Below are 15,634 nucleotides of genomic sequence, written 5' to 3'. Positions count from 1 at the left end.
GGGCACCCGCTTTTTTTGCCCGTCAGTTCTTCGCGGTGACCGAGCCGACCGGCTCGATCTGATCCACCCGCTGCTTCAGGGCCGGGTCGTCCGGCATCGCCTGGCCCAGGGTGAGGTAGGAGAGCTGGTGCGCGCGCCCGCCGGCGGGCGGCTTCACGTCCACCTCGGTCTCGAGCTGCCGCATGCGGCCCTCCAGCTCCTGGATGGTGCGGGTGAGCTCGCCGCGCGTGGGCTCGTCCCTGGCGCTGGCGAACCGCTCCTGCGCCTTCAGGAGGTTGTCCTCCACCACCCGCAGCTGCTGGCGGGCCCGCGAGCCCGAGCCCAGGTCCTTCGAGGGCCCCGGCCCCTCCACGCTCAGCTCCAGCCGCGTCACCTGCTTGCCGAGCTCCCCCGCGGGGAAGACGGCGGCGTGGCTGCCCACCAGCTCGCCAATGCCCATGCCCCTCGCCTCGTGGGACTGCACCACGAAGTCCACCGCGTCCCCGGCCCGCAGGGCCATCTTCACGGCCTCCTGATAGGGCACCGCCGCCAGCACCACCACCACGTCCACCTTCTTCGTCTTGCGCAGCTTGCGCGCCTCGGCCAGCGCGCTCTCCACCGGAGGCAGCCCCTTCAGCCCGGGCTCCCCGGTGGGCGCGCCCTCGGGGGACACGCCCACCACGCCCACCTTCAGTCCTCCGGCTTCCACCACCAGGGAGGGCGCGAAGGGCGCCTTGCCGGCCTTGTCCACCAGGTTGGCCGACAGCAGCTTCATCTTCTTGCGCGCCCGCGTGAGCTTCTGGAGGTAGGGCAGGCCCTGCGACAGGTCGTACTCCCCCACCGCCATGGCCACCGTGCCCTGCGCCTCCATCTGCTCGAGCACCAGCTGTGCCTTCTGGTGGACCACGCTCTCCTCCCGGCGCACCTTCTCGCGGAAGAGGGCGTTGCCCGCGTCCATCAACACCGTGGGCAGGCCCCGGGCCCGCTCCGCCTCGATGGCCAGCTTCCTCCGGGCCAGTCCGCCCCGTGGCTCATCCTTGCAGCCGCAAGGGGCGATCTCCCCCCGGTTGTCTCCCGTGAAGAGCAGCACCAGCCGCTTGGGCGCCGCCAGGGCCCCCAGGGGCATCAGCAGCAGCACGGCCATCACCATCCATGAGAATCGCGCCTTCACTTCTTCTCCTCGCACGCGCACGGGCCTCGGCGGCCCTCGGGTCCGCCGCGATGCTACGCCAGACTCTTCTGCTCCCGGACCCGGGACCCGGGTGGAATGAAAGTGGTTGCCACTGCAACCATTGACGCAACGGATAATCCATTGTTCGTGCAAATTTTGACGCGGAAGGTAGTGGTTTTGGCTGCAACTATTGCCGCGCGCAGTCAAGTAAAACCGGCTTAAAAAAGAATAAAGGGTTTGATCATTTTATTGGAGCAATCTAAAAGTCGAGTCCCCTTCAGTTGGCCCTCCCGATTGGGAAAGGTGGATTCACATGCGGACGATCAAGTCGATTCTGGTGTTCGGTGCGGTTGCTGCGATGACGGGCTGCGGCCCGGTGGACGAGGCGGAGCAGGTTGCCGGCGTGGAGGCCCAGGTGGCCGACCCCCGCAACTGCGGCGCCGAGTCGTTCACCGACGAGCAGGTGGCTGAGATCGAGTCGCGCTATGAGGTGCTGAAGGCGCGCCAGGCGATGGGCGGCACGGTGAGCGCCCAGGCCGTCTCCATCCCCGTGTACTTCCACGTCATCCGCAGCAGCGCGGGCGCCGGCGGCGTGACCACCACGCAGATCAACAACCAGATCACCGTCCTCAACAACGCCTTCGCGCCGTCCGGCTTCAGCTTCTATCTGGCGGGCACGGACTACACGAACAACGACTCGTACTACACCTGCACCGGCGGCACGTGTGAGACGAACATGAAGAACGCCCTGCGCAGGGGCACGGCGACCGCCCTCAACTTCTACACCAACAACATGGGCGGCGGCCTGCTGGGCTGGGCCACCTTCCCCTGGAGCTACTCCAGCACCAACAAGCTGGACGGCGTGGTGGTGCTCCAGAGCTCGCTGCCCGGCGGCACGGCCACCAACTACAACCAGGGCGACACGGGCACCCACGAGGTCGGCCACTGGATGGGCCTGTACCACACGTTCCAGGGCGGCTGCACCACCACCAACGACAGCGTGAGCGACACCCCGGCCGAGCAGTCCGGCGCCTCCGGTTGCCCCACCGGCCGTGACAGCTGCCCGACGCTGGCCGGTCTGGACCCCATCACCAACTTCATGGACTACTCGTACGACTCCTGCATGAACACGTTCAGCGCCGGCCAGAACAGCCGCATGAACAGCATGTGGACCTCGTACCGCGCGGGCAAGTAGTCGCCCCGCTCCGAGACAACTGTCCCGGACCTGAGCAGCGGGTCTCCCACGTGAGTGGGGGCCCGCTGTTTGTCTTTGCGGGTAGAGGAGTCTGGGCCCGGTCCGCGCTTCCGTGGGTATTCCCTCTCCCCCTGGGAGAGGGTCAGGGTGAGGGTCTTCTCTCCCCGGTTGCCCGCGGGACCGGATGCGAGCTCGAGCCCGGCGGGCCGCGCGCGGGCGTTAGCGTGCCGCGGGCGGTCGCGTGCCGCGATGGGCGCCGGGGTGGGGAAGACGGGAGCGAGGTGCACGCGAGTGAAGACCCTCACCCCCCGCCCTCTCCCAGGGGGAAGAGGGAGCCCGCAAAAGCAAGACGCCGGAGCGCTCGAGGCGCTCCGGCGTCGGGGACTTCAGGACTTCACGCGGGGACTACTTGCCCGCGCGGTAGGTCGCCCAGAACGAGTCCATGCGGGCGATCTGGCCGGCGGAGAACCGGTCCATGCAGGCGTCGTCGGTGTAGTCCATGAAGTTGGTGATGGGGTCCAGGCCGGTGCTGCGGCAGGTGTCGCGGCCGGTGGGGCACCCGAAGGCCGCGGACTGCTCGGCCGGAGTGTCATCCACGTAGTCGTTGGTCTTCTGGCAGCCGCCCTGGAACGTGTGGTACAGGCCCAGCCAGTGACCCACCTCGTGGGTGGCCGTGTCGCCCAGGTTGTACGGCGCCGCGGAGCCGCCGGGCAGCGAGGTGTTGAGGATGACCACGCCGTCATCCTTGGGGTTGCCCGCGTACCAGTTGGGGAAGGTCGCCCAGCCGAGCAGGCCGCCACCGGGGCTGCTGAAGTACATGTTCAGGTCGTCCGCGGTGCCCTGGCGCAGCGCGTTCTTCATGGCCGCCTCGGCCGTGGTGTCCGGGCCGGCGGTGTACCAGGTGCTGTTGGTGGTGCGGTCCGTGCTCACCAGGGTGAAGCGGAACGGGGTGTTGGCGTAGGCCGCGTTGAGCACCGCCATCTGATCGGCGATCATCGAGTCCGGGATGTCACCGTTGGAGATGCCCGTGCCCTTGTTGATGACGTGGACGTAGGTGTTGATGTTGATGGAACCCACGGCCGCCATCGCACCGCGATACTGGTTGAGCATCGCCTGCACGGACTCGGTCTCGCCCTCGGACGGGGTCGGCGTGGCACAGCCGCTCTTCACCACCTGCTGCGCGGGCGCGGGCTGCTCCTCGGCCGGCTTCTGCTCGGCGCTGGTGCAACCCCCCAGCGCGATCATGGCACCCAGGACGACCGCGAACTTTCCACCCTTCGAGGCAACGTTACGAGACATTTCCAGCTCCTTGGAAATAGTTGCTGCTTCTTCTATCCCAAGAATAAGCCCCGAGCAAGGGCTCCAGCGCTTTTACTGAAAAATTCTAGTTATTAGGAATTAAGGAAACGGACGCAAGGCGTGCCGAGCAGGGAATCCGGGTGAAAAGCGGGATGGCGCGTGAAGGGGTGGCGCACGAAAAGCGAAACGCCGGAGCGCTGTGGGGCGCTCCGGCGTCGGACTTCAGGGGCTCGGGACTTCAGGCGTGAATCACAGGCCGCGGTACTGGATGACCAGCGCGTCGGCGCGGTCGGCCTGGCCGGCGCTGAACGTGTTCATGCAGGCGTCGTCGGTGTAGTCCATGAAGTTGGTGATGGGATCCAGACCGCCACCGGCGCAGGTGTCGCGGCCGGCGGGGCAGCCGTAGGCGGCGGAGCCCTCGGCCGGGGTGTCGCTCACGTAGTCACCCGAGCCGGTGCAGCCACCCTGGAAGGTGTGGTACAGGCCCACCCAGTGACCCACCTCGTGGGTGAGGGTGTCGCCCTCGTTGTAGGGGGCCGCGGTGCCGCCGGGCACGGAGCTGTAGAGGATGACCACGCCGTCGTTGGAGGGGTTGGAGGCGTAGCTGGAGGGGAAGGTCGCCCAGCCCAGCAGGCCACGGCCCATGTTGTTGGAGTAGACGTTGAGGTCGCCCGCGCCGCCCACGCGCAGGGCGCTCTTCATCTTCGACTCGCAGCCGCCGCCGGCGCAGGTGTACCAGAGGGAGTTGGTGGTGCGCGTCACGCCCGCCAGGGTGAAGGTGAACGGGGTGTTCCTGTACGCGGCGTTCAGCACGTCGATGGACGCGTCGATCTGCGTCTGGGGAATGTCACCGTTGGCGATGCCCGTGCCGTTGTTGATGACGTGCCAGTAGACCTTGATGTTCACCGAGCCGTTGGCGCGCGCCGCGGCCTTGACGCGGCCGGCGATGGACTGCTCCACCGTGGCCTTCTCGGCGTCGGTCAGGTCCACCGTGGCGCAGCCACTGTGGGTGGCCTGCTGGGTGGGCTGCTGCTCCTCGGCCGGCTTCTGCTCGGCGCTGGTGCAACCGCCCAGAGCGAGAACCGCGCCCACGACCACCGCGAACTTGCCACCCTTCGAGACAACGTGACGGGACATTTCCAGCTCCTGAGGAAAAGTTCTCAAGTCTTATATCCCTAGAATTCACGGCAATCAAGGGGGCAAGCGGCTTATCTGAAAAATTCCAGTTACATGGATGTATGGAAACCTCCGCGAGCCTGGGAGAGGAGGGAATTCGAGGAAGAAGCGGGACTCGGGGTGAAGGGACCGCACGAAAAGCGAAACGCCGGAGCGCTCGAGGCGCACCGGCGTTGGCACTTCCCTTGGCACTTCGGGCCTTCCCGCGGTGATTCGTGTCTTCAGTGGACGATGGACTGACGGGCGGGAGGCGTCACCAGCAGGGAGAGGTTCTCGAAGGCGTCGATGTTCTGCCGGATGTAGGCGCGTTTGATTTTACCGCTGGTGGTCTTGGGAAGGGTGTGGGGGGCCACGGGGATGACGCGGTTGGGGCGCACGCCGGAGCCCTGGTAGACCATCTCCTCCACGTGCTTGCACTGCTGGCGCAGCACCTCGAGCTTGGTCTCGGTGGTCTCGCATAGGACGACGATGTCCTCGGTGCCCGTCTGGAGGTTGTTGACGCCCACGGCGGCCACGCAGCCGGCGCGCACCCCGGCCACCTGGGCGGCGGCGCTCTCCATGGTGTACGGGTGGTGGTTCTCGCCCGCCTTGATGATGAGATCCTTGCTGCGGCCGCAGATGAAGAGCTGGCCGTCGGCGAGGTAGCCCAGGTCCCCGGTGTGCAGCCAGCCGTCGCGCAGCACGGCCTCGGTGGCCTCCGGGTCCTTGAAGTAGCCGCCGAAGAGGGAGGTGCCGCGCAGGAGGATTTCCCCCTCGTGGCGCTCGCCGAGCACGCGGCCCTCGTCGTCGACGATGCGGAGGTCGATGCCGCGCAGCACCCGGCCCACGCTGAGCACGGTGAGCGCGTCCGGGCCGCTCTCCTGGACGGGCACGGCCTGCCGCCGGGAGGCCAGCGCCGAGCGGGAGATGCTCTCCACGCGCAGCGAGTCATTCCGGTCGCGGATGGAGATGCCCACCACCATCTCCGCCATGCCGTAGGCGGGCCGCCAGGCGTCCGGCTCGAAGCCGTGGGGCTGGAAGCGCTCGGTGAAGTGGCGCACGGTGTCGGCGTGGATGAACTCGGCGGCGTTGTAGGCCCGCTCCCAGGCGCTCAGGTCCAGGCCCTCCAACTCCGCGTCCTTGATGCGCTTGACGCACAGCTGGTAGGCGAAGTTGGGCGCGAAGGACGAGGTGGCGCGGAAGTAGTGGAGGGCCCACAGCCAGCGCGCCGGCTTGAGCAGGAAGCCGAAGGGCGGCAGCAGCGCCGTGGGAATGCCGTGGACGAAGGAGGCCAGCGTGGAGGCCACCAGTCCCATGTCGTGGAACAGCGGCAGCCAGCACACCATCAGGTCATCCGAGTCCCACTGGCTGATCTCCCCCATGCCCGCGCAGTTGGCGAACAGCGCGCGGTGGGAGATTTGGACGCCCTTGGGCGCGTCCGTGGTGCCGGAGGTGAACTGGATGAAGGCGGTGTCGTCGGCGTTGGCGATGGGCGGCTCGAAGGGCGGGGCCTCGCCGGACAGCTCCCTCACGGTGGCCACGAAGGGCGCGTCTTGCTCCGGCCCGGTGGCGTAGTCCAGCAGGGCCTCGTGCGCCAGGTCCGCGAAGTCCGGGTCGATGAGCATGGCCCGGGCCTCCAAGAGGCGCAGCTTCACCCGCAGGCGCTCGCCCCAGGCGCGCACGGACACCTTGGAGGAGGGCAGCTCGATGAGGCAGGGCGTGGCGCCCACGAGGCCACAGGCGAAGAAGCTCTCGAGGAACTCGGGGCTGGTGTCGAAGGAGAGCACCACCTTGTCGCCCTGCCGCACGCCGCGCGCGTACAGGTGGGCGGCGATGCGCAGCGCGTTGTGGTGCAGGTCCGCCGCGGTGAGGACGGTGAGCTTCTCCTCCAGGTCCGCGAAGTAGAAGAGCGGCTGCGAGGGCCGGGTGCGCGCCCAGTGCGCCACGGCCTCGGCGAGCGTCCGCACCGGTGCCACGTGGGCGCGGGTGGGCCCCCGCTGGGCGATTTCACGGCTGGGGTGACGGCCCACCCCGGGGCCCAGTTGCACGGACCCCGTCTGGCGGCGCAGAGGTTCCTGGCTCATCGCTGTGTGACCTCGGTGAAGGACCGGCGCTACCTGCCTGGACTCAGAAACGGACCAGCATGCCCTCGACGGTGAGGCCGGGGCCGAAACCCATCATCACGCCGTACTCGCCGCGCTGGGGCTTGTCCGTCTTCAACGCCTCTTCCAGCACCAGCAGCGCCGTGACGCAGCCGCAGTTGCCGTACTCGCTCAGCACGTGCCAGCTGGCGCGCATGGCCGACTTGTCCAGCTTCAGCTGCCGGGCGATGGCCTCGAGAATCTTCGGCCCACCCGGGTGGATGAGCCAGTGCTTGATGTCCGCCTTGCCCAGCTTCTCCGGGCCCAGCAGCTTCTCCAGGAAGGCGTCGATGTGCTCGCCCAGCACGAAGGGCACGTACGGCGACAGCGTCATCTTGAAGCCGTCGGTGTACATGTGCCAGCCCATCAGCTCGTTCGTCTCGTAGAGCTGCTCGGTGTGCGAGCGGATGAACTGGACGCCCTCGCCCTCCGGGGCGCTGCCCATCACCAGCGAGCACACCGCGTCCCCGAAGAGGCCCATGATGACGGCCTGCTCCGGGTCCGCGTCATCGCGGAACTGCAGCGAGCTGAACTCGGAGGCGTTGGCGATGACGTACTCGTCCGGGCGCGCGGCGATGCTGTCCATGGCCGTGCGCAGCACCGGGAAGGCCGCGAAGCAGCCCATGTGTCCCACGAAGGTGCGGCGGATGCTCGACTTGAGCCCCAGCTTCTTCGCGGTGAACAGGTCCAACCCCGGGCCCGAGTAGCCCGAGTTGGTCGTCATGGTGAAGGCGCCCACCTTGGAGCGGTCCAGGTTGCCCAGGGCCTTCTCCACGGACTGGCTGGTGATCTCCAGGCCCACGCGCTCGAAGACGCGGATGCGGTCACTGATGCCGCGGTTGCCGTCCTTGAGCTCCACGCGCGGGTCCCACGCGAAGTGGCGCCGGCGCACGCCCGAGTTGCGGATCATCCGCTCGGCGTTGGGCAGATCCTTGTACCAGTGCTTGAGCAGCCCCTCGTACATCTCCTCCTGGGTGAGGGAGAGCGGCGGCGTGGCCGAGGCGATGGACAGCAGGGTGGGGCGCAGGGGTGCTGCCCGGCTCATGCAACCTCCACGTCGAGCCCGGCGGGCCCGGCGTTGGACAGGTGCGTGGCGCGGCCCTCGGGCAGCTCGGCGGGGACGTGGCGCACCAGCCGCTCGTCGATGAAGTCCACCAGGCTGCCCACCGTGTCGTGCCCGCGGCGCGACGCCTTGATGTACCAGGGGGTGAACTCGATGTCGGCCACTTCGTCCTTGAGCCGGGAGATCATCGACTCGAGATGGAAGGAATCCATGCCCAGATCATACGTCATGGATGCGAACTCGCTCACGTCGTCCGGGAAGAGCCCCTGGTTGGTCGCCAGGATGATGTTGCGGACGTGATCGAGAATCTCCTGCCGGTGCATGTGGACCTCCCGCTCTGGGCGAGTCAGCTGGTGGCCCCCCCTTGTGACGATGACGAAAGATTACAGGCTATCTCGGTATTTGGTCAACCTGTAATTTTCGTGCAGGCCTGGAAAAGCAAAATCTGACGCGATGTGTCACCCTCCGGGCCCCGACGGAGGGGGTAGTCCGCGGGGCGAGGGGCATCCTGTCCATCACGGGAAAGAACGAAAAGCCCGGGAACACCTGTACTCCAGGGTGGGGCTATTCGACGTGATACTGGCCGGCGACCTGGCTGACCTGGGCGGAGACCTTCTGGAGGGTGTCGGCGGCCTCCTGGGTGGACTCCAGCCGCTCCATGGCCTGGTCCATGCTGCGCGACAGGTCGGCGATGGCGTTGAAGATTTGAGCGAAGCCGGCGTTCTGCTGGCTCACGGCGACGGTGATTTGAGTCACGGCCGAGGCGCTCTCGTTCACCATGAGGGAGAGCTGGCGGAGGCTGTCGCCGGACGTCTTCACCTTGCCGAGGCCGCCCTCGACCTGGGCGGCGCTCACGTCCGTCATGGCCACGGCGTCGCCGATGGCGTTGCCCACCTCGTCGAGGATGTTGCTGATGCGGGTGGTGGAGCGGATGGACTGGTCCGCGAGGGTGCGGATTTCACGGGCCACCACGCCAAAGCCCTTGCCGTGCTCGCCGGAGCGCACGGCCTCGATGGCGGCGTTGAGGGCGAGCATGTTGGACTGGTCCGCCAGGTCCTTCACCGTCTGGGTGATTTCGCCGATCTGCACGGCGCTGGCCTGCAGGCGCTCCATCTTGCCGCGGATGGCGAACACCGAGTCGCGGATGGCGCTGAAGCCGGCGATGGTCTGTTCAATCGCCAGGGTGCCGGCGCGGCTGAGCTCCTCGGCGTGACGCACCACGTTGAGCACCTCCTGGGCGCGCTGGGCGGTGAGGTCGGAGGTCTGTTTGATCTCCTGGGCGGTGACGTTGGTCTCCTGGATGGCGGTGGCCTGGGTGGTGAGGGCGCGGCGCTGGGCCTCGTTGGCGTTGCGCAGGGTGGCGCCGGCTTCCACGAGCTGGTTGGCGGACTGCTGGAGGGTGCGGGGCAGGGCGCTCAGCTGCAGGACGATGGAGTTGAGGCCGAAGGCGAGGTCTCCAATCTCATCGGTGGAGACCCACTGGGGCGGACGCACCTTGCCCACGGAGAGGCCTTCAATGGCCTCGAGCACGGAGAGCGAGCCGCGCTCCTGGCGGCGGGCCAGCATCCACGCGGAGACGGTGGGGAGGGTGAGCAGCAGCAGGGCGAGCACCGCGACGGGGACGCTCAGCTCCTCGAGGAGCGAGGAGGACATGCCCTCCATCATCTGGGCGGCCTGGTGCTGGCCGGCGGCCTGGAGGTCCTCGATGTAGCGGCGCTGCACGTTGTTGGACTGCACGGCCACGGCCACGCCACCGAGCACGATGAGCGAGAGCACGCAGACGGCGAAGGCGTAGGGGAGGAACCAGGACTGGCGCACCCAGAAGAAGCCGCCGCTGAGGACGCGCAGGTGGGGGTGGCGCTGCTGCTCCTCGAGGGCCAGCGGCTGCACCCAGCGCTCGATGACGATGCCGGCGGGGAAGGCCAGCAGGACGCCGACGGCCAGGCCGACGAGCCCGCCCCACACGGCCAGCTTGATCGCCTTGCCGAACCAGAGGCAGACGCCGGTGCTGAAGAAGGCGGCACCGGCGGCGTAGGTGCCCACCAGGTTGTAGAAGGCCAGGCGCCAGGGCAGCTTGAGGATGCGCACCAGCCGCAGCCCGGGCCGCTCCCCGGGATTCACGCGCAGCGCGGTGCTGACGAAGTGGTTGATGATGAGGAGCGGGCAGAGGACGGCGAAGAGCAGGAGCGTCGGCGGCAGCAGCCAGAGGAGCGCGCGCGAGACCTGATCTCCCTCGAGCCCGAGCACCATGCCCAGCAGGTAGGCCACGAAGGGGGCCAGGGGCAGCGCGCAGGCGCGCATGAGCGCGTCGATGCGGCTGGGCAGGGAGCTGTTGCTCGACGATTTGAAGAACGCCATGTTCGAGGCCCGGGGCGGAGAGGAGACGCGGGGCTCCAGAGGGGGACGCTATCACCTTTCCTCCCCCCGTGGAGCGCAGGACCCGGGAGGAGGAAGCGGGGGCGGACGTGCCTGCCCGCCGTGCGGGGCCGGGTGGGTTGCCTGCCCGCCCGTCACCCGGGCCGGGAGGCCATACCGGGCGTCACAGCGGGCGTCACAGCTTCATGCGCTTGAAGACGCGCTCGGGGATGCCGCGGATGGCGAACATGATGGGGCCCCAGAAGCCGGGCAGGTACACCTCGTCCTTGCGCGCGTCGGCCGCCCGGACGATGCCCCGGGCCACCTTGTCCGGGGTGGCGAAGAGGGCGTTCTTCTTCATGTCCGCCGTCATGGGCGTGTCCACGAAGCCGGGCTTCACCGTCACCACCGCCACGCCCGAGCGCGCCAGCCGGTTGCGCAGCCCCTGGAGGAAGATGCTCAGCGCGCCCTTGGAGGCGCCGTACACGTAGTTGCTCTGCCGCCCCCGGTCTCCCGCCACCGAGGAGATGACCACCAGCGTGCCCGCCTTCTGGGCCTCGAAGCGGTTGGCCAGCGGCGTCAGCAGGGACACCGCGCTCAGGAAGTTGGTGCGCAGCACCTTCTCGGCCTCAGTGTACGAGCGCTGGGCGGCCTCCTGGTTGCCGAGGATTCCGTGGGCGAGCAGCGCCCCATCCAGGCCCCCGAGCGCCGTGGCCGCGCGCTCCACCAGCGCCTCGTGCTGGGCGAGGTCGTCCAGGTCCAGGGTCTCGGTGTGCACGCTGGGGGCGCCCTTGACGCGGGCCTCGGTGGCGGTGGCCTGGAGCCGCTCGGGGTTGCGGCCCACCAGGTAGAGGGACGCGCCCCGGGCCGCCAGCAGCTGCACCGTGGATTGAGCAATGGCGCTCGTGGCGCCGAGGACGATGACCTTCTTCATGGACTCCCTCATGTCGCGGCCAGCAGCACGCCCATGGCGATGAGCCCCACCCCGTAGCTCACCTTGTCCTTCAACGCGAAGACCAACGGGTCTTCATTCACCAGGCCGCGGTGGGCCAGCAGCCACACCCGGCCCACCCAATACAGCATCACCGGGCACAGCAGCCACAGCCGTTCCGGGGACAGGTAGAGCACCGTCACTTCCTTGCTGGTGATGTAGAGCGCGAGCACCAGCACGGACAGGTAGCCACTGGACACTCCGAGGATGGCGAGCTGCTCGTAGTCCCCGGCCATGTAGCCCCGGCCCGGCGCGGCCGACTCGTTGGCCTGCCGCAGCCGCCGCACCTCGCTCAGCCGCTTCACCAGCGCGAGCGACAGGAAGAGGAACATGGAGAAGGAGAAGAGCCAGCTCGAGGTGGGCACGCCCACCGCCAGGGAGCCGCCGAAGATGCGCACCGTGTACAGCCCGGCGAGCACCAGCACGTCCAGCATCATCATCTGCTTGAGGTAGAGCGAGTACGCCAGCGTCACCGCGTAGTAGGTGGCCAGCAGGGCCAGGAAGACGCGCGGCAGCAGCAGCGCCACCGCCGCGCCGGAGCCCAGCAGCAGGGGCGCCAGCCACAGGCCCGCGCTCACCGGCAGGTCCCCCGAGGCGAAGGGCCGCCGCCGCTTGGTGGGGTGCTTGCGGTCCGCGTCCAGGTCCAGCAAGTCATTCAGCACGTACACGCTGGAGGCGCACAGGCAGAAGGAGACGAAGCCCAGCACGGCCTGCAGTAGCAGCGGCACGTCGAGCGCCTTGTGCGCGGCCAGCAGCGGGACGAAGAGGAGGATGTTCTTGGCCCACTGGTGCACCCGCAGCGCCTTGAGCAGCGTGCGCGCGAGCGGCTTGGAGGGCGCGGTGCGGCGCGCGTCCTCGTGGGGCCCGGTGAAGGGCTCGCCCCGGGGGTGGACGGCGTCGAAGAGGCCCAGGTGCGCGGCCACCGTCTCCGCCACCTTCCGGTCCGCGGACGTGGCCAGCACCACCCGGCGGCCCCGCGCCTTCTCCTCGGCGAGGTGCGACAGCAGCACCTCGTCATAGGGCAGCAGCGTCACGTCCAGCTCCACCCGCCGCGCCACCTCGGCCCGGAGGAAGGCGGGGCCTCGCAGGCTCCACGCCAGCACCGCCGGGAGCAGGTAGGGCTGGCGCTTGAGCAGCCGCAGCATGCCCTCGTGCAGCGTGTCCGTGTGCACCAGCACCCCGTCCAGCTCGACGGCGAGGGGGCGCGTGTCCCGGGGCGGGGAAGGAGGGGGCGAGGCCATGCTCACTCGGGGCGGGCGATGAGGAGCGTCTGCAGCGGCAGGTGGCGGATGGGCCGGGTGCTCTCGATGCGGAAGCCCGCGTCGTCGAGGAAGCCCTCCATCTCCGCGGGCGTATACGCGGCCGCCTTCGAGGTGAGGAAGTAGTGCAGGCCGATGAGCGGGGCGGCGCTCGGCGGATGCTCCACGTCCTCGCGCAGGTACTCCAGCACCGCCAGCGTCCCCTTGTGTGCCAGCGAGGTGCGCACCCGGCGCAGCAGCGCCACGTTCTGCGCGGGCGACAGGTGGTGCATCACCTGGAAGAGCAGCACCCCGTCATAGGGGCCCCCCAGCTCCGAGGTGAGGATGTCCCCCTCCCTGTGCGTCACCAGGTGCGACAGGCCGGCCTGGGCGATGAGCTCGCGCCCCACCCGCACGCTGCCCTCCAGGTCCAGCACCGTGGCCTTCAGCCCCCGGTTGTGGCGGCACAGCTCCGCGGCGAACCAGCCGTGCGCCCCTCCCAGGTCCAGCACGTGCCGCGCGCCCCGGGGCAGGGGAATGGCGCGCACCACCTCGGGCGCCGACAGCCGCGCCATCTGGTGCATGGCATGGATGTAGGCGCGCCAGCGCGGGTCGTCCGGCGCGAAGCGGTGGATGTCCACCGACTCGCCCGTGCGCACGGCCTCCTCCATGTGGCTCCACCACTCCCACTGGGTGTAGTTGAAGTCCAGGAAGCCGCCCACGTACTGCGGCGAGCGCGGATCCAACCAGCGCCGGGCCCGGTCCGCCATCCGGTAGCGGCCCTTCTTGCGCTCCACCGCCTCGCACGCCTCCAGCGCCTCCAGCAGCGCGCGCGTGCCCTCCGGCGACAGCTTCAGCCGCGCCGCCAGCTCCTCCACCGTGGCCGAGCCGTCCGCCAGCGCCGCGAACACGCCCAGCCGCTCCCCGGCCATCAGCGTGCGCGAGGCCATCATCCCGAAGAAGGCGTGCGCCAGCGGCTGGGGCGCCAGGTTGAACCAGTCCGCCACCCGCTCCAGCAGGTTGTCCGCCTTGAGTCCGAGCCTCACGGTTTCCCTCCGCCGCGCCGGCGCGCCGCCAGCGCCAGTCCGAGCCCCAGGCCCACCACCGCCAGCGAGTCCTCCGGGCCCAACAGGCAGCCCACCCGGTCCGCCTGGCGGATGCCGGTGTAGCGGCACACACCCTGGGTGCAACTGAAGCGCGCCGCGCAGTCATTGCCGCTGCGGCACGCGCCTCCCGGCCGGCCCGTGGAGTCGTCTCCCTCCGGGTTGTCCCGGTCCGCGCCGCCGCCTCCCACCGAGGCGTCCGGGACGTCATACACGCTGCCCGCGTCCCGGGTGCCCGCGTCCTGCTGGGCGTGGACGGCCCGGGGCAGGAGCAGGGCCAGGGGGAGGACGAGGCACGACACGAGGCGACGGGTCAACGGGGAGGACTTCATGGGGCGATTCCAGAGCGGAGGGGGCACCCCAACCTATCCGCCCGGACGCCGGGATGCATCCTCCGCTTCATCAAGCTCTTACGAAGTGGCGGGCTTTTGGCTAGGGTGGGCGCGCGATGGCTCCCCGAATCCTCGTCGTCGATGACAACCAGGAGCTCCTCACGCTCCTCACCCAGCTCTTCGAAGATGCAGGTTACGAGGTGGTGGGCGCGACCAAGGGCAAGCAGGCAGTCGAGGTCTCCCGTGCCCAACCGCCCGCGGTGGCCGTGCTCGACATCCTTCTGCCCGACATGATGGGCTACCACCTGGCGGACGCGCTCCGGAAGGATCAGCCCCAGCTGCCGCTCATCTTCATCACCGGCGTCTTCAAGGGCGGCAAGCACGCCATGGAGGCCCGGCAGAAGTACGCCGCCGCCGGCTACTTCGAGAAGCCCTTCGAGGCCGCCAAGCTGCTGGAGGCGGTGCAGAAGCTGGTGCCCGTCCAGAAGCAGGCCCCCACCGCCGCGTCCCTGCAGGACTCCTTCGACGTGGAGCTCGACATCGACGTCGAGGAGGAGGGGCCCCAGGACGCGATGGAGCTGACGGGCCGCATCAAGGTGACGGGCGGCGACAACCTCACCGCCGAGATCCGCGGCGCCAACCTCACCGCCACCCCGCTGCACAAGGTGGCGGCCACCCTGGTGCGCCCGCCCGTGCCGGGCCGTCCGCCCGAGCCGCTGCCCGTGGGCGCGGGAGGCCCCGGCCAGCGCCGCGGCGGGCTCAAGGACAACCTGCCCTCGCTCCTCACCGCCTTCTACCTGTCGCGCGAGACGGGCGAGCTGGGCGTGCAGCGCGGCAAGGTGCGCAAGGTCGTCTACTTCGAGCGCGGCACCCCGGTGTTCGCCCTCTCCAACATGCTGGCGGACCGCTTCGGCCAGTTCCTCGTGCGCGTGGGGAAGATCAAGGCCGAGCAGCTCGAGGACGCGGCGGCGGTGGCCACGGCGAACAACCGGCGCACCGGCGACATCCTGGTGGAGCGCGGCCTGCTCAAGGACACCGAGCGCCTGTACTACGTGGGCCAGCAGGTGAAGGCCATCATCTACTCGCTCTTCGCGTGGGAGGACGGCACCTACGTGATGAGCTTCAAGGAGAAGGCCGCCGCCGAGTCCATCAAGCTGGACGTGCACCCGGCGAACCTGATCGTCCGCGGCATCAAGAAGCTCTACAAGCCCGAGCGCCTGCGCCGCATGCTGCGGCCCGAGGATCGGCTCATCCCCGCGGTGGCCCCGGCCTACCAGCTGCACGAGGTGGAGCTGGAGCGGTGGGAGGCGGAGCTGCTGCCGAAGATCGACGGCAACCGGACCGTGGGCGAGCTGCTGGCCTACGCCAACCGTCCGGACCAGGTGGTCTACGGCTTCCTGGTGTCGATGATGTCGCTGGGCATCCTCGAGACGCGGACCTAGTGGACTGTCCGACAAGTTTTTCAACATAGTCGAGACCACAGGGTAGGTTGGGTGGAGGAAGAGACCGGATAAGTTGGGTGGATGAGGAGACGACCGCCGCATCTCCTCCACCTTTCGCCTGGGGAAGTGGCCTACCTCAAGACGCTGGTGGAGGACGGGCGTACCGAGCA

13 protein-coding genes are annotated in these 15,634 nt (G+C 68.9%); 2 read left to right on the top strand and 11 right to left on the bottom strand.

Annotation, left to right across the window (positions count from 1 at the left end; translation table 11 throughout):
- Nucleotides 1-22 precede the first annotated feature (22 nt).
- Nucleotides 23-1,150, bottom strand: a complete 1,128-nt coding sequence (locus tag AC16DP_RS30080) for a bifunctional UDP-sugar hydrolase/5'-nucleotidase (protein ID WP_329730595.1) — start codon at nt 1,148-1,150, stop codon at nt 23-25.
- A gap of 313 nt (nt 1,151-1,463) precedes the next feature.
- On the opposite strand from AC16DP_RS30080, the gene AC16DP_RS30075 reads away from it, so the two are divergent.
- Nucleotides 1,464-2,345, top strand: a complete 882-nt coding sequence (locus AC16DP_RS30075; protein ID WP_329730594.1) for a zinc metalloprotease — start codon at nt 1,464-1,466, stop codon at nt 2,343-2,345.
- A gap of 405 nt (nt 2,346-2,750) precedes the next feature.
- Here AC16DP_RS30075 and AC16DP_RS30070 read toward each other — a convergent pair whose 3' ends face one another.
- The 10 genes from AC16DP_RS30070 to AC16DP_RS30025 all read right to left on the bottom strand — a co-directional run bounded on the left by AC16DP_RS30070 (nt 2,751) and on the right by AC16DP_RS30025 (nt 14,022).
- Nucleotides 2,751-3,644: a zinc metalloprotease gene (locus tag AC16DP_RS30070; RefSeq protein WP_329730593.1), complete on the bottom strand. Its 894-nt coding sequence runs from the start codon at nt 3,642-3,644 to the stop codon at nt 2,751-2,753.
- 249 nt (nt 3,645-3,893) lie between these two features.
- Entirely contained in the window at nt 3,894-4,781 is an 888-nt protein-coding gene (locus AC16DP_RS30065) for a zinc metalloprotease (protein WP_329730592.1), read from the bottom strand.
- Between the two features lie 260 nt (nt 4,782-5,041).
- Nucleotides 5,042-6,883, bottom strand: coding sequence for a fatty acyl-AMP ligase (locus AC16DP_RS30060; RefSeq protein ID WP_329730591.1), 1,842 nt, complete (start codon nt 6,881-6,883; stop codon nt 5,042-5,044).
- A 43-nt stretch (nt 6,884-6,926) separates the two neighbouring features.
- A complete protein-coding gene (locus tag AC16DP_RS30055) occupies nt 6,927-7,985 on the bottom strand; it encodes a type III polyketide synthase (RefSeq protein WP_329730590.1) in 1,059 nt (352 codons plus the stop codon).
- Nucleotides 7,982-8,326, bottom strand: coding sequence for an acyl carrier protein (locus AC16DP_RS30050; RefSeq protein WP_329730589.1), 345 nt, complete (start codon nt 8,324-8,326; stop codon nt 7,982-7,984). Before AC16DP_RS30050 ends, AC16DP_RS30055 begins: the two co-directional genes overlap by 4 nt.
- Nucleotides 8,327-8,567: 241 nt before the next feature.
- Entirely contained in the window at nt 8,568-10,361 is a 1,794-nt protein-coding gene (locus tag AC16DP_RS30045; RefSeq protein WP_329730588.1) for a methyl-accepting chemotaxis protein, read from the bottom strand.
- Between the two features lie 193 nt (nt 10,362-10,554).
- Nucleotides 10,555-11,292: an SDR family oxidoreductase gene (locus AC16DP_RS30040; protein WP_329730587.1), complete on the bottom strand. Its 738-nt coding sequence runs from the start codon at nt 11,290-11,292 to the stop codon at nt 10,555-10,557.
- A gap of 8 nt (nt 11,293-11,300) precedes the next feature.
- The gene (locus AC16DP_RS30035; protein ID WP_329730586.1) at nt 11,301-12,590 is read right to left on the bottom strand and encodes a UbiA family prenyltransferase; all 1,290 of its coding nucleotides are present in this window, start codon (nt 12,588-12,590) and stop codon (nt 11,301-11,303) included.
- 2 nt (nt 12,591-12,592) lie between these two features.
- Complete coding sequence (locus AC16DP_RS30030; RefSeq protein ID WP_329730585.1) at nt 12,593-13,633, bottom strand: class I SAM-dependent methyltransferase; 1,041 nt, start codon at nt 13,631-13,633, stop codon at nt 12,593-12,595.
- Nucleotides 13,630-14,022 (bottom strand): MXAN_6627.5 family MYXO-CTERM protein, encoded by a 393-nt coding sequence (locus tag AC16DP_RS30025; protein ID WP_329730584.1) that lies wholly within the window; start codon nt 14,020-14,022, stop codon nt 13,630-13,632. The genes AC16DP_RS30030 and AC16DP_RS30025 overlap by 4 nt, the downstream gene beginning before the upstream one ends.
- A 116-nt stretch (nt 14,023-14,138) precedes the next feature.
- Between AC16DP_RS30025 and AC16DP_RS30020 the strand changes: the two genes are divergently transcribed.
- Nucleotides 14,139-15,464 carry a response regulator gene (locus AC16DP_RS30020; RefSeq protein WP_329730583.1) on the top strand — a complete coding sequence of 442 codons (1,326 nt, stop codon included), beginning with the start codon at nt 14,139-14,141 and terminating at the stop codon, nt 15,462-15,464.
- Nucleotides 15,465-15,634: the final 170 nt, after the last annotated feature.

The organism is Archangium sp., assembly GCF_057119385.1.
This window is presented reverse-complemented; position numbering and strand designations above follow the sequence as displayed.